Raw genomic sequence first — 19,193 nt, 5'->3', positions numbered from 1 at the left:
ATTTGTTTGGCATCTAGAGCCATTGTCGCCAAGCACGATACAGCGTTCGATTGGCCACTCCGCAATGAAGCGAACTTGGTGCAGCGTCGCATCGCCGGGCTCGCGATTTTCAGCTAGCGCCTTTTATGGGTGGCTTGTCTGTGTCGTTCCATTCCGCCTTGCGTGCCCGCGCTTCCTCGAAGATCAGCTTGAATTCCCGCATCATCGCACTCTCGATGGCGAACGCACTGCTTGGCAGCGCGCCGGGGTCTTCCTGATTATTCTGAAATTGGAAACGGGCCTCTAGTTCGGCCCATATTCGCTCGAAAGTCGCATCGCGGCCGGCAAGCAGCGCGACGACCAGCGCCAGAGTCTCTCGCTGGGCGTTCAGCCGCCCCTCGATCTCTTCATTCGGCAACTGGGACATGTGGATCGCTTCCAGTTTCAGGCGAAACGGCAAAATCGCGTCGTTGTTCCGGAGTTCAGCTCGTCGGCTCGCCCGGAGACGCGGCCTATTCTTCCCTGAATGCCCGTTGGATTTGGTTCGCCAAAGGTTTCACGAGATAGGACAGCATGGTGCGGCTGCCGGTCGAAAAGAACACCTCGACAGGCATTCCAGGCGCCAGGGCCAGGCCCTTGAGCCTGGTAAGCTCTGTGCGCGGTAAAACAACATGCACGGTGTAAAAGCCGGCGCCTGTTTTCTCATCGACATTGAGGTCGGCGGAAATCTTGCTGACGGCACCATTCAGTTCCGGCGTTGTTTGCTGATTGAATGCCGACAGCCGCAGCGTCGCGTTTTGCCCTGACGTCAATTGATCGATGTCTTGGGGTGCCACGCGCGCCTCGACGGTCAGGTCGTCTGTCACCGGGACAATCAGCATGATGAGCTCGCCCGGAGAAATAACGCCACCGACCGTGTGCACACCAAGCTGATGAACGACGCCGGTCTGCGGACTGCGTATATCGATCCGCTTGAGCTGATCTTCGGCCGAGACCTTGCGCTCGACGGATTCAGAGATCTTTGCCTGGACGTCACGCAGTTCGGTCGCCACCTCGCTGCGCAAATCCTGGTCGATCTGAATGATCTGCAAACGGATTTCGGATGTACGACCCTTCGATTGCGCTATGGCCGCGGTCAGTTGCCCGTGCTCACCTTTGAGCCGCACGGCATCGCGTTCAAGCGCAGTTATGCGATCGATTGAAACCAGCTTGCGTTGCCAAAGGCTGCGCATGCCTTCGAGCTCAAAGCCGATCAACTTGATTTCCTGGCTCTTGGCATCTCTTTGCTCGGTCAAGCCGGAAACTTCTTCGGCAAGCTGCGCAATACGCTCTTCCAACTGAGCCTTCTGGCCAGCGCGTGCCTGTCGGCGAAATTCGAACAGAGATTGCTCGCCGGCCATCGCCCGACCAATCTCAGGGGCATCCTGCCGTGACACAAGCGAAGTTGGAAAGATGATGCTTCCTTTGCCGTCGCGCTCGGCCTCAAGGCGAGCCAGGCGCGCCTCGAATTCGTCCAGGCTCTTCGTGACGATCGCCAAATTGGCCCGGGTGATCGTCTCATCGAGGCGGATCAAAACCTGGCCCGCCTTCACGGCATCGCCTTCTCGGACGAAGATTTGACCGACAACGCCACCCGTCGGATGCTGCACCTTCTTAACGCTGGAATCGACGACCAGCTTTCCCGAAGCAATCACGGCCCCGGAAATCTCGGTGACGGCGGCCAAGCTTCCGGCCCCACCAACCAGAAGGACGCAAGCTGCGACCCCACCAAGCAGATAGCGCCGAATGGTCCGGTCAATCGCGGATGCAGTGCGTTCTGCCATCAGGATGCAGGTTCTTCAGGGCCAGAGACGACCTTCAGAGGAACGCCTCCCGGACGGGTTACCTTATTCAAGACGTCATTCTTTGAGCCAAACACTTGGATCCGGCCGTTTGCCATGACCAGGACCTGATCCAGGCTTGCAAGCGCGCTCGGCCGATGTGCCACCACGATGGCAATACCGCCTCGCGCGCGAACGCCCTGGATCGCCACCGTCAGTGCAGCCTCACCCTCCGAATCGAGATTGGAATTGGGCTCGTCGAGGATGACGAGGAACGGATCGCCATAGAGCGCCCGTGCAAGTGCAACCCGCTGCCTCTGGCCGGCCGAAAGTGCCGACCCGGCCTCGCCGACCCGCGTCTCGTAGCCTTCCGGCAGATGGATGACGAGATCATGAACGCCAGCCGCGCGCGCAGCCGCAAGTATCTTGTCCGATGGCGCTTGCGGTTCGAAGCGCGCGATATTCTCGGCAATGGTGCCGTCGAACAATTGCACATCCTGAGGGAGATAGCCGACATGCTTGCCCAGCTCTTCCGGCGACCACTGGTCGAGCGTTGCGCCATCCAGCCTGACGGTGCCGCGAACTGGGAGCCATATGCCGGCAATCGCGCGCACGAGCGATGACTTGCCGGAAGCGCTCGGCCCCACAATGCCGAGGCCGACGCCCTTTTCCAATGCAAAGGTGGCGTCTTGCACGACCATACGACGCTCCCCCGGCGGCGTGACACTGATACCTTCGACCGAAAGAGCAGATTTCGGCGCAGGCAGCGAGACACTTGTCGCAGTTTCGGGAAGCAGGACCAAAAGCTGGGTCAATCGGGCCCAGGCCTGGCGGGCGGTGACGAAACCCCTCCAGTGCGCGATAGCCAGTTCGATTGGTGCGAGTGCCCTGCTCATCATGATCGAACTGGCGATCATGATGCCGCCGGTCGCTTCCTGATGGATGACCAGATACGCGCCGATCGCCAGGATACCCGATTGCAGCATCATTCGCAGGATTTTCGAGATCGTTCCGAGTGTCCCAGCAAGGTCGCTCGCTGTTGCATTGGTGTCGAGATAGTCAGCATTGATCCCTGACCAGCGCTCGGCGATGCGTGATCCAAAGCCCATGGCCTGCAGAACCTCGACATTGCGACGCGTCGCTTCGGCAAGTGTATTGCGCGCCGCCGCTTGACTGTTTGCCTTTCTGGCGGGCTCTCTCGTGCGAATTTCGGCAAGCAATGTCAGGCTGAAGAGAATGACCACGCCGGCCAGCGCCGTCATGCCGATCCAGAAATGGAACAGGAAGCAGATTGCGAGATAGAGCGGCATCCATGGCAGGTCGAAAAGCGCGGTCGGACCGGCGCTCGACATAAACGAGCGCACCTGATCAAGATCGCGCAGCGATTGAAGGCCGTCGCCTGCGAGCTTGGTGCGCAACGGCAAACGCATGAGGGCGGCATAGACCTGTCCGCTCAGGCGCGCGTCCAACGCCATCCCGATGCGCACCATCAAACGCGACCGGATGAGTTCAAGAGCACCCTGAAAAACAAAAAGCGTGCCGGCAAACACGGCGAGCCCGACGAGCGTCGGCACGCTGCGGCCGGGTATGACGCGATCATAGACCTGCAGCATGAAGAACGAGCCGGTCAGCGCCAGAACATTGACGACGCCGCTCATCAACGCAATTCCGGCCAACGCTCGCCGGAAGGAAGCCAGAACCGCTGCGAGGGTCGTTCGCGGCTCGGATGGATGGGGATGCGACATCGCCTTCACATCAGTCCCGGTTCACTCTCAGGCGGCAATGACCGCGCCCGAAATCAGGCCTGATGACGAACGTGTCCGTGCCGAGCCCCCGGTCAGGTGTTACGCCTAGATAATCCAATCGTTCAACGCATAGGCATGGATGTAGTCGATCTGCATTTCCGCAGGCGTCGCAAGCCCGTCGGCGGGCGCTCCCGCTTGGCCACCAATCCCCATATTCACCAGCATATACATCGGGTCGTGCATGTCGGCAGGCGTTGCGGCACGAGCGACTTCGACGTCGTCGAAATACCAGACGAGTTCGTCTTCTGTCCAAAGCACGCCGTATGTGTGGAACCCTTCGGTATCCGAGGCATAGGCCGTCGAGCCCACTGTTGTGTGAGTTCCCGTCGCGTTCGAGTGGCCTGTCAACATGAGCTTGTTTGGATTCTGACCGAACATCTCTATGACGTCCAGTTCCGGTGGCCAGGAGCCGTCCTCCGGGAGAAGCCAGAAGGCCGGCCATGCACCTTGTGTTTCGGGCATATCGGCCCGAATCTCAAAATAGCCGTAGGTCTGCGCGAAGGATTCGTAGGTCGTCAGCAAACCTGACGTGTATTGGTAGTTATTTATATAGGGACGGATCGCCTCAGGAGCCCGGGCGGCGGTAATGGTGAGAACACCGTCCTCAACGCTGAACGGATTGACGGAGCGCGTCGGGGCGTAGTCGGTATCGATGTACCATTGAAGATCGTTGTTGCTCGTGAGCGTGCTGCCGTTCTCGGCCCCCCACCAGTAGTTCGAATCCCAGGTGCCGCTCGAGCCGTTCCACAGATCCAGCGTGTCGAACTCGTCCGAAAAGGTGAGTTCCAGAGCCGACCTGTCCACGGCCAGCTTGAACTGGCTTGCGGTGAAATCGCCGATGGTCTTGTTGGCGAAGACGAGAAACTCGTCGTCGGACAGATTAAGTCGGACGTTTGCGCCCGACTGGACCATGTTGACGCGAACCTCCTCGAAGGAGGTGAAGCCGTAGCTCCCGACGCGAACGGTATCCGTCGCGCCAAAGTCCAGGATCAGATCACTGCCGTTGCCAGGGGTCACGACGAAAATGTCCGCCCCGGATCCGCCCTTGAGAACGTCATCGCCCTGCAAGCCGTCGAGCGTCTGTTGGCCGGAGCCGCCGGTAACGATGTTGTCTAGCGCATTTCCGAAAGCATAGCGTTTGTCGCCGGTGACCGTCAGGTTCTCGAAATTCGCTGGAAGCTCATAGCTCATCCAGGTCGAGATGGTGTCCACGCCCTCGCCGGAAAGCTCAACCGCCTTGTTTTTCGAGGCATACAGATAATAAATGTCATCGCCCTTGCCGCCACGCATTGTGACGGTGACGTTAGCGTCGCCATACATCGAGTCGTTGTATGTGCTGCCATACAGTGTTGGGCCGGAATTCGTCGCCGAGTACCACCTGACGGAGGACCCGCTGTAGGGAAGTGGAACGCCCTTGGCGTTCAATACCGTGGCCATCCCGGTCTTTTCTCCTTGTTTTGTCCCTATGTCAGCCTAACAGCTATCGAGGGCAAAAGGAGCCAGTACTTTTTCACTTTCGAGTTCGGAAGGTTACCAAATGGTTATCACGTAGTGAGAGCACTTGCCGGGGAGCTTCACTGCCTCGAGTGCATAAGGTTGGGCCACTGCAACATGATCGAAGATGTGGTGAGGCAGATCGAGACCGACCCTCACCGCATTTCGCATCTCGAATAGCATTACCGCTGACCGGTGATGAAGAACTGCTAGTAGACTTTGAAAGCGCCCGCATCGGCTCGTGCATCCACATCGGTGATCAGCATGTGCCCCGGCGATACCGTGATCGAGGTCGCGAGTTCGGCACGAGCAAGTGCATCCTGTGCGGTGATGCTGCTGGCCCAGAATACAGGGACCTCCCAATCCATGATTTTGACCGCATCGCCCCAGTCGGGAGCCATCAAGTCGGCAATCACCGGCTCATTACGCGCGGCGGGCGACCTATTCTTCGCGAAACGCCTTGCCGAAAGAATCCAGGAAAGGCCGCAGGAGATAGTCCAGAAAGGTCCGCTCGCCGGTTCCGATAAAGGTTTCAACAGGCATTCCGGGATAAATCTGTTCCTGCTTGATCTCCATCGGAAGCTGCTCGTCTATCTTCATCCTTGTCGCATAGAAGGATTGGCCAGTCTTGTCGTCGACGATGCGGTCGGCTGATATGTAGATGACTTTTCCACGCACTTGCGGCGTAATCCGCGCATTGAGCGCGCTGAACATCATCTGTGCTTGCTGCCCGAGCCTGATTGAATCGATATCTTGCGAGGAGACGCGTGCCTCGATGATCAACTCGTCAGTAGTCGGCAGCAGTTCCATTACGACGTCACCAGGCCGGACAACCCCATCCTCGACATTGTATGATGAGTGAACCACGATGCCGTCGGTCGGGGCCTTCACAATCGTCCGTTGAAGAATGGATTGGGCAGCGTTAATCTGCTCTTCGAGGTCGGCTAGTGATGAGCGGATCGTATTCAGCTCGCCGACGGCCTCCTCCACTCGCGATGTCGTTAATCTCTCGATTTGTTGACCGGCCTCGGCAAGTTGCGTTGCAGTTCCAGCGATCTGCGATTCTATCGCCCCAGCCTGACCGACAAGCGAAGCACTGGTTCGCAAGAGTTCGGTATACTCGCTGCGGTTTGTCAGGCCTTTTTCAAGCAATTGCTTCTTGCGCTCGGCTTCTTCCCGCACGATCGTCAACTGTTCTTCAGTAGCCTTCTTTTGTGCCCGAAGCCCGGTGACGGATTCCTTCAAAGTTTCGATCCGCTGCCGCAGAATTTCCTGCTCGGCATGATAGCGTGCCAGACGTGCCTCAAATTCCTTTCGTTGCTGGGCGATAACGTCCTGAACATCGAGTCCACCCGATGGACGCTCCAGGTCAGGAGGCACGTCGATTTCGGACAGTCCGTCGCGCTCAGCTTCAAGCCTCGCTGCTTTGGCTCTCTGGGATATCGACTGTTTGACAAGACGGTTGACCTGCGTCTCGGCGGCTGTTGCGTCGATGACGAAAAGCGGGTCTCCCTTCTCCACTCTGTCGCCTTCCTTAAAGTGGATCTTTCGTATGACTCCGCCTTCGAGATGTTGGATCATGATGTTCTTGCCGGCAGCGGCAATAACACCTGGCGCAATTGCCGCGCCGGCTATGGGCACGGTGGCTGCCCACACGCCAAATCCACCAATGAGGGCTGCTATCGCTGAATAGCCGGCGATGGCGATCTTCCCAGTTTGCGTGGGAATTTTTCTATGCCAGCGAAAATTCTCAGCTTCGTTTTGCATACATGTCCTCTAGGCAGCCGAGCCCAAACGCCGTGGCTCAGTTCTGCAGGCGAGACGGCGTCGATTGGTCCAGCAAGCCTTGGCCTTCGTTCGCCGTTCCAACAGAGGAAATTGCAGCCGTAGCCTGTGTCATGGGTTTGTTTTGTCCTTGAGCCAATCGGTGCAGCACATCCTGGGCCGGGCCGTATAGCTCGATCTGTCCATCTCGAAGCATCAGGATCCGATCGCATTTCGCAGCAAGTGACGGGCGATGCGTGATGAGCAGAACTGTTCTTTTGTCTGAACGGGCATTAAGTATCGCTCGCTCGAGGGCAGCTTCACCTTCTGCGTCCAGATTTGCGTTTGGCTCGTCGAGCACAAGAATTCTGGGGTCGCCGAAGAACGCACGGGCTAGCCCGATGCGTTGTCTTTCTCCGCCGGAGAGCCTCACTCCCATCGGGCCGATTACCGTAGCGAAGCCGCGGGCAAGACCGAGCACCAGTTGTTGCACCTGAGCGCGTTGTGCAGCTGCTATCATTTCCTGATCGGACGGATCAGCTTCAAACCGGGAAATATTCTGGCCAACGGTTCCGGGAAAAAGTTCCACTTCCTGCGACAGATAGCCGAAATGCTTGCCGAGTTGGTCGGGCCGCCAATTCTGGATATCAGCGCCATCTATCCGCACGACGCCAGAGCGAGGCTTGATAGCACCGACTATCAATCTGGCAAGCGTCGACTTGCCAGCCTGGCTGGGTCCGATGATGGCAACGCACTCGCCGGCGTTGACGGAGAAACTCAACCGCTTGATCAGTGGATGACCACCAGGGTCGGTGTTGGGCAGGAAGTAGACGACCTTGTCGAGCGTCAGCGCGCCGACCGGCGCGGGCAGCTCCACATCGCGGGGCCGTTCGCCAGAAACCTGGTTTTGCAATGCGGTGACACGTTTCCAGGCCTGGCCTGTTTCAGCGATTTGCCGCCAGCTGCCGACGATCTGATCGATGGGTTGCAGTACACGTCCCGAAATGATCGAAGCCGCGAACATCATGCCCGCCGTCATTTCTTCAGTCAGGACGAGATAGGCACCTGCGGCAAGCACCGCCAGTTGCAGCAGGATGCGGATCGTCCGTGACAAACCGCCATAAAACGCATTGTTTCGCGCGACCTTGTCTGATGCTCGGAGCGACTTTGAAAAGCGATCGCCCCAGAACTCGATGATGCTGGAGACCATCCCAAGCGCGCGCACGGTTTCGAAATTGCGTGCAAAAGTCTGCGCAGCATTCATCGTGGCGGCGAGCGTGTCGCCAGCCTCCCTGCCGCTTCGGCTTGTAACTGCCTGATTGAGCAGCGCGATGATGACCATGACGACCACACCGACAAGCGTGATCGCAAAGAGTAATGGGTGAACAAAGTAGAGCAGAACGAGGAAAAGCGGTCCGAAAGGCAAATCGAAGAGGAAAAACAACGAACGCGAGGCAACGAAAGTGCGGATTGTCGCTAAGTCGCGCAACGGTTGGACGTCGCCGAAGCCGGCTCCCGGGCCATTCATCGCTGCGAGAAATGCCGCAGATCCCAATCGAGCGTCAAAGCGTGCGGCCAGCCGATTTGCGTAAAGCGATCGGACTATTTCCAAAATCCCAAGGACCGCAAGTCCGGTGACCGAAAACAGCGACAGATAAATGAGAGTGTTCATGCTCGACGACGGCAGAACGCGATCGTAGATCTGTAAGAGATAGAGCGGAGGTACAAGCAGCAATACATTGACGACCGCGGAAAACACCCCGATCTCGAACAGGCTTTTCGACAACGGCAGCCTGCCGTTCGAAGTCGACATTCCCCATCCTCCCGAAGTAACGCTCGTCTCCCGACTATCGAAATCTATATCATGATGACCTAATGTATCGCATTGCGCCAGAGCGTTGTCCGCGCGAACTCCTTCTCCATCGCGCACCGTCGAAATCGAGGTACGGAGTGTCGTTGGGCGATGGTCGAGGCATGGTGAATGGCGGATACATCGTCATCACCTTTTGAATGGCGTGCCGCGCCCAGTCGACCCGTTTTGGATTTGGAGGTGTTGGCACATAGGGCCTTCCGCCCACTGTGAACCGGCACCACAGCGTGACCCCCACCCGTCACTGACATTTCAACCGCTTATCCTGCCGATCGGCGCGGAGACCCCACGCCGATTGCCGCTTGCGAAGCGTCCTGGGGCGGTCGCATTCCAGACTGCCATCTCACTTCGTCATGATGTAGGTCCGAAGCCAGATGGACTGCTAGTAGACCTTGAAAGCGCCGGCATCGGCTCGTGCATCCACATCGGTGATCAGCATGTGCCCCGGCGATACCGTGATCGAGGTCGCGAGTTCGGCACGAGCAAGTGCATCCTGCGCGGTTACGCTGCTGGCCCAGAATACAGGGACCTCCCAATCCATGATTTTGACCGCATCGCCCCAGTCGGGAGCCATCAAGTCGGCTATTCCGATGACCGTGGGATCTCCGACATGGATGGGAGAGCCGTGGGCATGCGGGAAACGTGCGGTAAGGGCGCGAACCCTGTCGACATCGCAACGCCTTATCGGACGCATCGAAACGACCATTTCGCCACCAAACGGTCCGACGCGACACGTCTTGATCCTGGTTCGGAACTTGGCTGAGGCCTTGCCGTAGCCGATGCGGCGGAGTTTCACGCCCTTTTCGGCAAGTGCGGCTTCGACGGTCAGCGAACTGCCGAGCGCGAAAGCGGCAAAATCATCCCGCCACAGGTCGATAATGTCCGTTCTCTGACGCGTCAGTTCCCCGAAGTGATAGATGTTGTACTGGGGGGCATCGGTGCGGATGTCGATATCGCCCAGCGCTGGGATCAATGGACTGCCGGCGCGATTGACGCCGACCAATGGACAGGATTTCGGGTTGCGGATGCAAAACTGGTGGAAATCGCCGGCAAAGCTGCGGGGCACAATCACAACATTGGCCTGGAGCTTGCCGCGCGCCAGCCCCCCTGTATGTCCCTCATAGGCGCCCATTCTGACAAGCCTGCGCAGCCTATCCGCATCGACCAGTCGCAGGTCCTCGAAGATCGGTGAAGTGGTCAGGCGAGCCATGGCTTCCGAGGGATATGCGCGTTTCAGAGACAAGTCGGGAGGGCGTAAGATCGTTGGCGGCTCGGCTGCTTGTCAAATTGTCAGAATCTTTCCTCAACGATAAATTGTATTTATTGGCCGGCCAACGATTGCTTCATTTAGGACCGACGCTTGCGCAAATCTTCCTGTTGTCATTAACAGCTGCGGCAGCCGATCGCTTCTATCTGTCGGCCTGCCTCGTGCAGGAATCCAAGGTCTCGGTTCATGTAGAAGAGCAGGAAAGCGGCATAGAGTACAAAGACGAGGCTAAACACCAGCGTCTTCACGATCAGCGAAAGCGCAAAAACATTCAGGTGCGGTGAGGCGCGCGCCAAGAAGGCCAGCACAATGTCGGACAAGAGCATGCTGATGATGAGCGGAAAAACGAGGGTCAATGCCATCATCAGAATGCGGTTCAGCAGATCGAGGAAGATGCCGGCTGCATCCTTGCTGAACACGGGCAGAAGTTGGTCGATCGGCCACAGGCCATAGCTGTCGTAGAGACTGGTCAAAGAAAGTTCGAGGCCGCCGGCAGCCAGGTAGATCGTGACCATGATGACGGCGAGCAAGGTGCCGGTGGCACTCGTCTCATGGGTCATCATCGGATCGATCAGAGTCCCCATCGTGGAGCCGCGCTGCAGGTCCAGGATATCGCCGGCAGCCTCGGCCGCCCAGAACGGTATGCCCATCGCCAGCCCGAGCGTTACCCCGACCACGACCTCCTTGAGCATGTACACGACGATCATCGTCGTCGCGATGTCAGTGTTCGTCAGTTTGCTGACGATCATCGGAAAGACCGGGACCGCCAGCGCCAGAGCAACGCCGTTGCGCAGAAGGCCCGATAGCGGCACACGCGAAAAGAGCGGCATCAGGAGCATGAAACCGGTCATGCGTGCGAGCGCGAAAGCTCCGGCCAAAAGATAGAACTGAAGCTCTTTGACCGACGCGAAGAATGGTTCGACCGGCATCTGCGTGCCTCAACGCGTGACGACGGGGAATTCGTCCAGCGCCGTTGAGGCCTGCTCGGCGATCTGCTGGCCAAGCAGCGGGCCGAAGACGATGATGACCAGCAGGATCACGACGAGCTTAATCGTCTGCGGCAGGGACTGGTCCTGAATTTGCGTCAGCGCCTGGGCAAGCCCGACAAGGATGCCGACGGCCATCGCCGCGATGATCGCTGGGCCGGACGCGAACAGCACCGTCAGAAGCGCGCTTTGGACCTTCGCCAGGATGAAGTCATTGCTCATGCAAACCTCCTAACGGCGTCAGACGTAACTCAGGATGAGGCCGTGCATCAGCCGCGACCAGCCATCTATGGCGACGAAAAGGAACAGTTTCAGCGGGATCGAAATGAGGACCGGCGAGACCATGATCATGCCGAGCGTCATCAGGATGTTCGCAACAACGATGTCGATGATGAGGAAGGGAAGATAAAGCAGAAAGCCGATTTCAAAAGCGCGCGTAAGCTCGGACGCGACAAAGGCAGGAACAAGTATCGAAAGATCATCGTCTTTCAGATTTTGACGTGCCTGTTCCGGCCACAGGCGGTTCGTCCCGTCAAGAAAGAACTGCCGCTCTTCCGGCTGGGTGAATTTGATGAGGTGCTGCTGTAATGGTTCCCTGACCAGTTGCGCCGCCCTGGCGAGGTCGTCCGTAGTCTGGAACTGAACCTGCCCTTCCTGAAGCCGGCCCGTCATCTCGCTCAGCAACGGCGTCGTGACATAGACCGTGAGCACGAGCGCTATGCCGTAGAGGACCAGATTGGGCGGCATCTGCTGGACGCCGAGTGCATTGCGGATGAGGAACAGCACGACCGAGATTTTCAGGAACCCGGTCATGGTGACGACTGCCAGCGGCAGCAAACCGACGAAGCCGACGGCAATCAGGATCCCAAGCAGGTTGGGCGAATTGTCAAGCATTGTCGAACATGCGGGCGATCCGCACGCCCAGGCTCTCCCCAATCCGCACGATCTCGCCACGGCCGACGCGTTTGCCATTGGCGATGATGTCGACCGTCTCCTTCGACACATTGGCGAGCGGAACGATAGCACCGGGCGCAAGCTGCCTTACCTCGCCGAGAGGCATGGCCGTGCGGCCGAGCTCGAAGGCAAGCGCAACCGGCAGTTGGTCCAGAGTTGCCTCTTCCAATGTCTGGTCGGCGTGCGGCGGCGTGTTCTGATTCATAGTCCACTCCCATTTCGATCCAGCGATTGCAGTCGGGGCGGCAAGCAGTTGCGGCCCGCTGGCAGTCAGCACGGCCGGGGCATAAAGGCGCTCGGCAATGACGAATGCCGCCTCTTCCTCTTCGTCATCGAAGAGCACCACATCGTCGGGCTGCAGACTTTGAAGCTCACCAAGGCTGATTGTAAGCGCGTTGCGCCAAACGCAGACCGGCAACGGGAATTCGGCAGGAACCGGGGGCCTTGCTTTCCCGATCTCGTCGAGAAAGCGCCCGGCCTGGACGGCCAGATCGACGCTATCGGTGTGCAAGGCGCAATCTATGGTTTCGTCCTTGCCGCTCAGTGCGAAAGCGAAAGCGGTTTCTTCCAAAACGGTGTCTTTTTGTTCGACCGACGTAATAGCGATCGTCTCGCCCAGCTTGCTCTCGATCCATTCGAGATCTTCTTCGAATTCGGATTCCAACAGCAGTGCGGCGTGAGCGGGTGCCAGTCGTTTCACGTCGACTAACTCGTCAGCCTTGGCAAGACCCCGTTCGACAACAGAAAGCGGCAGGCGCAATTTGCCCGCCGTGTCTCCAACCGTGAACGCAATCGTGCACAATGGCTGGTCCACAGGGTTCGGTGCCGGCCAGACGGCAGCGATCGCCATTGTTTTCCCGGCAATCGTGATCTGCGCGGGAGCACGACGGCGGTAGAAGGCGTTCAATGCCCCAATCTCCACGGCCGCAACAGATTCCAAAGTCAGCGGCTCGCCAACGCTCGAGCGTGTGCGTCTCACCGGCTCTGCGCGCGCTTTCTTTTTTGCCGACGCCAAGGCCTGAGGCATCACACTTCCATATTCACGATCACGGATTGGACTATCGCTCTGTAGGCAAGCGCAGCGGACTGCGCTCGTCTTCCTCGGAAAGCTCGGCAAGCGCGAGGCGACGACGCGCAGTGCGTTTGGTCAGACGCTCCAACAGCCCGTCCAGCTTCGTCACGGCCTTCATGCTCGCGCGATGACCCTTGCGGGCTGCCGATAACTCCGCTTTGCGTCGTTGCTCGGTGACGCTGGCCATCTTCTCGTTTTCCCGAAGCTGCTCGGTTTTTCTGGCGGCGATCTCGAACTGTCCCTGAAGCCTATAAAGGCTGGCGGCCTTCACCGGTTGTCCAACAAGTGAACCGAACGCTGCATCCTCGGCGTCGGCTGTGCGCTCGAGGTGTTCCCTGACCGTGGCGGCCGCCTCCTGAACCTCCCCGGCGGCACGCTGCGCAGCGGCGTATCTCCTGATGACCGCTTCGTTTGCGCGCTGTTCACCGTGGCGCCTGAGGTCGCGCAATCGTGCGATTATGTCACGATCTTTCATTGACGATTCCCCGCATGCGTTCGCGTGTCCTCTCGATGGTCTCGTGCGTAGCGGAGGGCTGTCGCAGGAAGGCGTTGATGGTGTCGATCTTCGCCACCGCCTCGTCCGCCACCGCATCACTGCCCTTTTCGTATTCACCGACGCGCAGCAGCAATTCGACGTCGGCGTAGCGGGCGAGCAACTCCCGTAAACGGCCGGCGTCCGATCGATGCTCAGCCGGCACCACCGTGTCCATGAGGCGGCTGCGGCTGCGCAGCACGTCGATGGCCGGGAAATGATTGCGCTGCGCAAGTTCGTTTGACAGAAAGACGTGGCCATCGAGAAGCGCCTGGATTTCTTCGGCAACCGGATCCAGCGTGCCATCGCCCTCCAGAAGTACGCTGTAGAGGCTTGTAATGGAGCCGACGCGGCCAGGCCCTGAGCGCTCGAGCAATCGGGGCAAAACTGCAAAAAGCGAAGACGGAAAACCGCGACGCGTAGGCGGCTCGCCTGAAGCGAGGCCAATCTCGCGCTGCGCACGGGCAAACCGCGTGATGTTGTCCATCGCCAGCAACACATGCTTGCCCTGGTCGCGAAAATATTCGGCAATGCTGGTTGCCACATAAGCGGCCTTGACGCGCTCGATCGCCGGCCGGTCGGACGTCGCGACGACGATGATTGCCCGCGCCAGCCCTTCCGGCCCGAGCTGATGCTCGATGAATTCGCGCACTTCACGTCCGCGTTCGCCGACAAGAGCAACCACGGCAACATCTGCGTCGGTGCCGCTGACGATATCCGAAAGCAGGATCGACTTGCCGACGCCAGGCTCGCCGAAGATACCTACGCGCTGCCCACGCGCGCAGGTGAGAAGCCCATCGAGGGCGCGGATTCCGAGCTGGATAGGCTCGGAAATCAAACTGCGCTCCAGCGGAGATGGCGGATAGGCATTGACCGGATAGCTGCCGGTAATGCCATCCGGCGAAAGCGGCTTGCCATCCAATGGCCCGCCGAACGCGTTGATCACCCGACCAAGCAGGCCGGGGCCGACGGACACCGTTTGGGTTTTTCCGGTCGCAATAACCTCCGTAAGGCTTGAAAGACCGGTGAGATCGCCAAGCGGAACAAGGACTGCCATGTCGTCCATGAGCCCGACGACTTCCGCCTTGGTCGCGCTGCCGGTCCTGGGATCGACGAGTTCGCAGATCTCGCCGATCCGAACCTCCTCCACCGTCGCGTGAATGACCGTGCCGGTCACTCGCCGTACACGCCCTTTCCTGGGTCGGCTGGCATCGTCACGCAGGCCGGAACGCAGGTTCGGAACGATCGATGCGAGGCGGCTCTCGATCTTGGTGGCGGGACTTGTCATGCCGGCGCCTCGGCCTTTGATGAAATCGCAGCGGCAAAGGCATTGAGCTGTGCGTCGATACTGGCGTCAATGACGGCAATATCGGTCGAGAGGACGCAGGCGTCCCTGGCGAGCGTATCATCCGTGTCGATCTCGACCGTCATGCCCAAGTCACTCTCGCGCAGGACCGCATACAGTTCGTCGCGAACCCTGTTAACGGAAGCGGGATGAAGTCGGACCTTCAGATATTTGGCGCGGCGAATTTCAGCGACGGCCTGCGCGGCCGCCTTGGCGACCAGCATGCTGACGTCGAATTCTCCCAGCACTCGCCTGACGACATCGAGGGCTAGATTGATGATTTCGGCTTCCAGCCCACCAAGATAACGATCGACCTTGACCGCGGTCTCGCTCACCAAACGCGCGGCATCCGCGTCGCCTTGCGCCTTGCCGTCTTCATAGCCCTGCGCATATTCGGCCGCATAGGCTCGCCGCGCGGCGTCACGCAACTGCTGCGCATCACGCCTGGCTTCGTCGAGAAAGGCGTGCCCATCTTGCCAGGCGCGTGCCTCAGCAGCGCGCAGGATGCGGCCGTTAGGACGCCTCGGCACGCCAGTGGTCGCTTTGCCCGGTTCGACCATCTCGCCTAACCCATCGCCCGTCGAACAATTGCCGGACCAGCTTCGGAAAATGGTTTGGCCGTCGTCTGATCAACAAGCTCATGCGGCATCAGTTTGAGGCGAACGCGCATGCTCGTTTCGCCGGACATCGACCGACACCAGGCGCCAAGGCAACTCAAGCCGTCGGCATAGACACGAGGATGAATATCTTCCAGGGGCTTCAACGGCTGCATTGGGCCGGTCAGATCGCGGTTGGCCACTGCGATAGCGCAGAGATCCGCGCCAAGTGCGGCCTGCAACGCGGCCGCCTCGCGTCCAGCAATGACGGCGGCCAGACTGCTGGCCCAGTAGATCGCGCCCGCGCGAAGCGCAAGTTCCTCCAACTCCTCACCCGACGACAAGGCGATCGCCCGGTCCACCTCGTCGGCAGGCTCGTCGGAAACTGCGGCAGTGAGTCCATAATGGTCGAGCAGAAGCTCCGACAATCGCTCATGCAGGCGTTGCGACCGCAACATACGCTCGCAGGCAGCCTCGCCGATCGTGCCGTCAAAGCATTGCGCCAGCCGGGCCGCATCCGCATAGCCTGCAGGATTGGACATGAATGTCCGCCATTCCGGGCTGGCGGTTTGCTTCGGGCCGGTCTGGATCATGTCTTCTTCACAGGCATTGCCGAAGCGTCGAGCGCATAGACACCGGGTCGTCGATACCACTGGACGTAGGCCAGCCGGGCAGCCAGCGCGAGTATGGCCGCCGTCATGCCGTAAAACAGCCACATCGCGGCGACGAGGCTGTCCGGATGCAGCCAGAGGCCGAGGAATGTTGTGAAACCTGCCTCGCCAGTTGAGAACTCGGGCACTGCCGCGGTCACCGGAATGAGCGTGACGGATACATTGTCATAGGTCAGCCCGGCGATGCCTTTGGTCACCAGCATCTTAACCTGCGGGATCAGCTCATTCATCGGAACGGATGCGCGGTGCCGGATGAAGACGGAGGCGGACGATGGCACCAGCCGCTGTCTCAGCGGATCATTTTCGGGCAGGACGAGATGAACGCGCGCGGAAAGCACGCCGTCGATGTCCGAAATCGTCTGCGACAGTTCCTGGCTCAGGCCATAGATCATCGTCGCCCGCTCTTCGACCGGCGAGGATACAAGCCCGTCTCGCTTGAACACGTCGCCGAGCGTCTGGAATTCCTGTTTGGGCAATCCGCTTTCGTCGAGAATAGCCATGGCTTCGGCGAAACGGTCCTTCTGCACCGAAACCGTCATTTTGCCGTCCTTGCCGGCCTCGCGTTGGGCCGGAATCCCGTGACGCATCAGCGTGGCCACGATCTCGTTGGCCTGCCGCTGGTTGAGGTTGGAATACAGCTCAACCGAGCACGCCTGGAGCACAAGCATGCCCACCACAACGAGCGCGACGCGGCACCGGACGCCGCATCGATTCAATAGTGGTGACCGCCGCGGCGAGGATAGTATGTGCACGAACACTCCGTAGCGCTTACTGTTGCTTGATAAGCGTGCTGGTGGACGACGTAACGGCCGTCACGCTGCTCGTGACCACCTCGAGATTGGCGGCTGCCCACATCACCGAAATGGATCGCTCGAGGAGTTGCTCGGCATTTTTTGCGGTGGCGTTTTCGCCTTCCTTGGCTGACGGGACGGTCTTGCCGGCGCCATCCTGCATGGCGCCCGTTTCAGCATTCACGGGGGCATTTGCCTGGCCAAGGGCCTTCTGGACCTGCTGCATGGTTCCTTCCAGCGACTGAACGGCAGAACCGAACAATGCCGACGGATCCGTAAACGCCGCCCCGCCCCCTGCCTTTTCCATCTCGGCCAGATAGTCGAAGAGTTTGTGTTCGGCGACCGGTTCGGTCCTTTCCAGTTTGGAGGATTGTCCGGCCATTGCCGGATTGGCTCCCGAAGATGCCTGCGCCACCTGCTGGCCTGCCCGTGTGGCGACATCACCGCGCTCAGGCATAGTAACTTTCGCGGCATCATGTTTTTCCTGATTGGCACCCACCATCCGATTACCCGGCTGCGCTGCCGTGCCGGTGGTGATCTGCTGCTGCGAAGCTATGCTGGTGGTCAAGTTTGCCAGTGTAGCTTCCAGGGCTCCAATCGGCGCGATTTGCATGAACCTGCCCTCCTGCTTGCTTAGTTGGATTTGCCGGAGGGGACATTCTGCGCCTCCGCCTGCCTTCCGCGGAAAACGCGGACCGGAACGACTTTGCCAGGATCCGGCTTGGTGCTCGGCGTCGCAGGAACTCCCAGTGTTTTCCTGACAAGTTCAACATAGGACGGCGGCCCCGATACCGAGACAACATCGTCTTGCTTGGAAACCTTTATCGGAAACCTCGGATCGACGACCCCCAGCCGCGAAAGCCGATCTTCCGCACTGGCAGCCGCCGTGGCATCAAGCGGGATCATTTCCGTGCGGACTTCAGCTTCGGTCGCGACGTTCATGACGATGCCGTCGAAATGCCAGACCAACCCGTATCGATTGCAGATCTCCTGCAGAAACTCGCGGGCCGTTCCAACCGGCATGCCGGCGCTTAAACGCCCCTTTACGAGCTTGCTGACACGCATGGGCGCCCGCATGTTGCGGCCTAGCTCGACCAGCGCGTCGGCCACCGATTGATCGACGGTGATGTATTTGTACGGGCCGGCAGGCCAGCGCGGTTCGGCGGCGTTAGCCTGCGACGAGGCAAGGCCGACCGCCAGGATCATCGCAAGACCGCGGGCGACGAAAGCAGCCCTGGCTCCCGAAAACCTATCCGCATGGCAGGTATCGCGTCCCGTCAACATTGGTCCTATCGCAAAGGGACGCACCAGCGATGGCCCGCGTCGCTTGTCTCATAATCTACCCGCCGATTCACTCTATCGTGCACATCGCAGAATTGGAAGTCCAATTGGATTGCGCATGAGCATTTGGTGCCAAATGTTGCGAACCGCCAGCAAAGCGATATGGTGCGCGCTGGAATCAGGTGATCGCCGGCTGAACGCCTGGATGCAGAAGGGATCGGTCCTGGTGGCGGCAAAGATGATCCTGCTTGCGAACTTGCCTGTTGGCGTCAGCGCTGCGGGAAGCAAAATCCTGGTCAGCCCGCGCCTCTTCCAGAGATTGTGTGCATCAGTTCTGATCGCGGCCACGTCGATTGCCGCCATGACGCCGGCGCAGGCCCAATCGAATAGTGGTTATGACCCACGAAGCTGGACTTACGATCCGGCAAGAAATGTGCTGGTCTCCCCTTCCGCTCCCGACCAGACTTCGGACGCAGAAATCCGGCCCGATTGGTCAGCAATCCCCAGGGAGATCGTGCGTTTCAGCGAGGCTCAACCGAAGGGATCGATCGTCATCAACACCACGGAGCGGCGCCTTTACTACATCTTGGGGGACGGCAGGGCGCTGCGCTACGCGGTGGGCGTTGGAAAGGAGGGATTGGAGTGGTCTGGCCGCGACACGATTTCGAGCAAAAAGAACTGGCCAGATTGGCGGCCACCGGCCGAAATGCGATCCAGAGAAGCATCAAAAGGCCGCTTCCTGCCCGCGCATGTCGAGGGAGGACCGAACAACCCATTGGGGGCGCGCGCATTGTATATCGGCAACACGCTTTATCGCGTCCACGGTACTAACCAGCCATGGACTGTCGGACAGGCCAACTCCTCCGGCTGCATTCGCATGACCAATGAGGATGTCATCGATCTTTATGACCGCGTAAAGATCGGTACCCAGATCATTGTACGGCGTTGATGGTTCGACCCCTCCTC

Annotated in this window: 20 protein-coding genes; 1 reads left to right on the top strand and 19 read right to left on the bottom strand. The window is 59.3% G+C overall.

From position 1 onward, the window contains the following. Positions 1-109: 109 nt before the first annotated feature. The 19 genes from CIT26_RS06460 to CIT26_RS06370 all read right to left on the bottom strand — a co-directional run bounded on the left by CIT26_RS06460 (position 110) and on the right by CIT26_RS06370 (position 18,230). On the bottom strand, positions 110-439 hold the full coding sequence (locus tag CIT26_RS06460) for a hypothetical protein (RefSeq protein ID WP_206072730.1): 330 nt from the start codon (positions 437-439) through the stop codon (positions 110-112). A 52-nt stretch (positions 440-491) separates the two neighbouring features. After that, entirely contained in the window at positions 492-1,802 is a 1,311-nt protein-coding gene (locus CIT26_RS06455; protein WP_095491793.1) for an HlyD family type I secretion periplasmic adaptor subunit, read from the bottom strand. After that, positions 1,802-3,544 carry a type I secretion system permease/ATPase gene (locus tag CIT26_RS06450; RefSeq protein ID WP_095491792.1) on the bottom strand — a complete coding sequence of 581 codons (1,743 nt, stop codon included), beginning with the start codon at positions 3,542-3,544 and terminating at the stop codon, positions 1,802-1,804. Before CIT26_RS06450 ends, CIT26_RS06455 begins: the two co-directional genes overlap by 1 nt. Before the next feature lie 105 nt (positions 3,545-3,649). Further along, entirely contained in the window at positions 3,650-5,041 is a 1,392-nt protein-coding gene (eglC, locus tag CIT26_RS06445) for an endo-1,3-1,4-beta-glycanase EglC (RefSeq protein WP_095491791.1), read from the bottom strand. 266 nt (positions 5,042-5,307) lie between these two features. Further along, positions 5,308-5,514: a D-glutamate cyclase family protein gene (locus tag CIT26_RS06440; protein WP_280951096.1), complete on the bottom strand. Its 207-nt coding sequence runs from the start codon at positions 5,512-5,514 to the stop codon at positions 5,308-5,310. A 25-nt stretch (positions 5,515-5,539) separates the two neighbouring features. Further along, positions 5,540-6,865: an HlyD family type I secretion periplasmic adaptor subunit gene (locus CIT26_RS06435; RefSeq protein WP_095491790.1), complete on the bottom strand. Its 1,326-nt coding sequence runs from the start codon at positions 6,863-6,865 to the stop codon at positions 5,540-5,542. Positions 6,866-6,902: 37 nt separating this feature from the next. Continuing rightward, positions 6,903-8,675 carry a type I secretion system permease/ATPase gene (locus CIT26_RS06430; protein WP_095491789.1) on the bottom strand — a complete coding sequence of 591 codons (1,773 nt, stop codon included), beginning with the start codon at positions 8,673-8,675 and terminating at the stop codon, positions 6,903-6,905. A gap of 439 nt (positions 8,676-9,114) precedes the next feature. After that, entirely contained in the window at positions 9,115-9,942 is an 828-nt protein-coding gene (locus CIT26_RS06425; protein WP_095491788.1) for a D-glutamate cyclase family protein, read from the bottom strand. Between the two features lie 173 nt (positions 9,943-10,115). Further along, the gene (sctT, locus tag CIT26_RS06420; protein ID WP_095491787.1) at positions 10,116-10,928 is read right to left on the bottom strand and encodes a type III secretion system export apparatus subunit SctT; all 813 of its coding nucleotides are present in this window, start codon (positions 10,926-10,928) and stop codon (positions 10,116-10,118) included. Between the two features lie 9 nt (positions 10,929-10,937). Beyond that, entirely contained in the window at positions 10,938-11,207 is a 270-nt protein-coding gene (locus tag CIT26_RS06415) for an EscS/YscS/HrcS family type III secretion system export apparatus protein (RefSeq protein ID WP_095491786.1), read from the bottom strand. Between the two features lie 18 nt (positions 11,208-11,225). After that, entirely contained in the window at positions 11,226-11,879 is a 654-nt protein-coding gene (gene sctR, locus CIT26_RS06410) for a type III secretion system export apparatus subunit SctR (protein WP_065006906.1), read from the bottom strand. Then, positions 11,872-13,056, bottom strand: coding sequence for a type III secretion system cytoplasmic ring protein SctQ (sctQ, locus tag CIT26_RS06405; protein ID WP_167391303.1), 1,185 nt, complete (start codon positions 13,054-13,056; stop codon positions 11,872-11,874). Before sctQ ends, sctR begins: the two co-directional genes overlap by 8 nt. Then, the gene (locus CIT26_RS06400; protein ID WP_095491784.1) at positions 12,998-13,486 is read right to left on the bottom strand and encodes a hypothetical protein; all 489 of its coding nucleotides are present in this window, start codon (positions 13,484-13,486) and stop codon (positions 12,998-13,000) included. Before CIT26_RS06400 ends, sctQ begins: the two co-directional genes overlap by 59 nt. Further along, positions 13,473-14,831 carry a FliI/YscN family ATPase gene (locus CIT26_RS06395; RefSeq protein ID WP_095491783.1) on the bottom strand — a complete coding sequence of 453 codons (1,359 nt, stop codon included), beginning with the start codon at positions 14,829-14,831 and terminating at the stop codon, positions 13,473-13,475. Before CIT26_RS06395 ends, CIT26_RS06400 begins: the two co-directional genes overlap by 14 nt. Next, positions 14,828-15,448: a type III secretion system stator protein SctL gene (gene sctL, locus CIT26_RS06390; RefSeq protein ID WP_095491782.1), complete on the bottom strand. Its 621-nt coding sequence runs from the start codon at positions 15,446-15,448 to the stop codon at positions 14,828-14,830. The genes CIT26_RS06395 and sctL overlap by 4 nt, the downstream gene beginning before the upstream one ends. A 5-nt stretch (positions 15,449-15,453) precedes the next feature. Then, on the bottom strand, positions 15,454-16,026 hold the full coding sequence (locus CIT26_RS06385; RefSeq protein ID WP_167391302.1) for a SctK family type III secretion system sorting platform protein: 573 nt from the start codon (positions 16,024-16,026) through the stop codon (positions 15,454-15,456). A 47-nt stretch (positions 16,027-16,073) separates the two neighbouring features. Continuing rightward, positions 16,074-16,907, bottom strand: coding sequence for a type III secretion system inner membrane ring lipoprotein SctJ (gene sctJ, locus CIT26_RS06380; protein ID WP_280951095.1), 834 nt, complete (start codon positions 16,905-16,907; stop codon positions 16,074-16,076). Positions 16,908-16,923: 16 nt separating this feature from the next. Then, positions 16,924-17,559 carry a hypothetical protein gene (locus CIT26_RS06375; protein WP_095491780.1) on the bottom strand — a complete coding sequence of 212 codons (636 nt, stop codon included), beginning with the start codon at positions 17,557-17,559 and terminating at the stop codon, positions 16,924-16,926. Positions 17,560-17,579: 20 nt separating this feature from the next. Next, positions 17,580-18,230 (bottom strand): type III secretion protein, encoded by a 651-nt coding sequence (locus CIT26_RS06370; RefSeq protein WP_245319195.1) that lies wholly within the window; start codon positions 18,228-18,230, stop codon positions 17,580-17,582. 133 nt (positions 18,231-18,363) lie between these two features. On the opposite strand from CIT26_RS06370, the gene CIT26_RS06365 reads away from it, so the two are divergent. Further along, positions 18,364-19,176 (top strand): L,D-transpeptidase, encoded by an 813-nt coding sequence (locus tag CIT26_RS06365; RefSeq protein WP_342586989.1) that lies wholly within the window; start codon positions 18,364-18,366, stop codon positions 19,174-19,176. The last annotated feature ends 17 nt before the right edge of the window (positions 19,177-19,193 follow it).

This window comes from Mesorhizobium temperatum (assembly GCF_002284575.1).
In the GTDB taxonomy this organism is placed as follows: domain Bacteria; phylum Pseudomonadota; class Alphaproteobacteria; order Rhizobiales; family Rhizobiaceae; genus Mesorhizobium; species Mesorhizobium temperatum.
The sequence above is the reverse complement of the archived record's forward strand: the minus strand, read 5'-3'. Positions and strand labels throughout refer to the sequence as shown.

Coding starts and splice junctions, on each gene's coding strand:
- sctL (WP_095491782.1), bottom strand. CDS start 15,448: ATGGTCGAACCGGGCAAAGCGACCACTGGCGTGCCGAGGCGTCCTAAC.
- CIT26_RS06425 (WP_095491788.1), bottom strand. CDS start 9,942: ATGGCTCGCCTGACCACTTCACCGATCTTCGAGGACCTGCGACTGGTC.
- CIT26_RS06430 (WP_095491789.1), bottom strand. CDS start 8,675: ATGTCGACTTCGAACGGCAGGCTGCCGTTGTCGAAAAGCCTGTTCGAG.
- CIT26_RS06435 (WP_095491790.1), bottom strand. CDS start 6,865: ATGCAAAACGAAGCTGAGAATTTTCGCTGGCATAGAAAAATTCCCACG.
- CIT26_RS06450 (WP_095491792.1), bottom strand. CDS start 3,544: ATGTCGCATCCCCATCCATCCGAGCCGCGAACGACCCTCGCAGCGGTT.
- CIT26_RS06415 (WP_095491786.1), bottom strand. CDS start 11,207: ATGAGCAATGACTTCATCCTGGCGAAGGTCCAAAGCGCGCTTCTGACG.
- CIT26_RS06455 (WP_095491793.1), bottom strand. CDS start 1,802: ATGGCAGAACGCACTGCATCCGCGATTGACCGGACCATTCGGCGCTAT.
- eglC (WP_095491791.1), bottom strand. CDS start 5,041: ATGGCCACGGTATTGAACGCCAAGGGCGTTCCACTTCCCTACAGCGGG.
- sctT (WP_095491787.1), bottom strand. CDS start 10,928: ATGCCGGTCGAACCATTCTTCGCGTCGGTCAAAGAGCTTCAGTTCTAT.
- CIT26_RS06370 (WP_245319195.1), bottom strand. CDS start 18,230: ATGTTGACGGGACGCGATACCTGCCATGCGGATAGGTTTTCGGGAGCC.
- sctR (WP_065006906.1), bottom strand. CDS start 11,879: ATGCTTGACAATTCGCCCAACCTGCTTGGGATCCTGATTGCCGTCGGC.
- CIT26_RS06385 (WP_167391302.1), bottom strand. CDS start 16,026: ATGTCCAATCCTGCAGGCTATGCGGATGCGGCCCGGCTGGCGCAATGC.
- CIT26_RS06365 (WP_342586989.1), top strand. CDS start 18,364: ATGTTGCGAACCGCCAGCAAAGCGATATGGTGCGCGCTGGAATCAGGT.
- CIT26_RS06375 (WP_095491780.1), bottom strand. CDS start 17,559: ATGCAAATCGCGCCGATTGGAGCCCTGGAAGCTACACTGGCAAACTTG.
- CIT26_RS06395 (WP_095491783.1), bottom strand. CDS start 14,831: ATGACAAGTCCCGCCACCAAGATCGAGAGCCGCCTCGCATCGATCGTT.
- CIT26_RS06400 (WP_095491784.1), bottom strand. CDS start 13,486: ATGAAAGATCGTGACATAATCGCACGATTGCGCGACCTCAGGCGCCAC.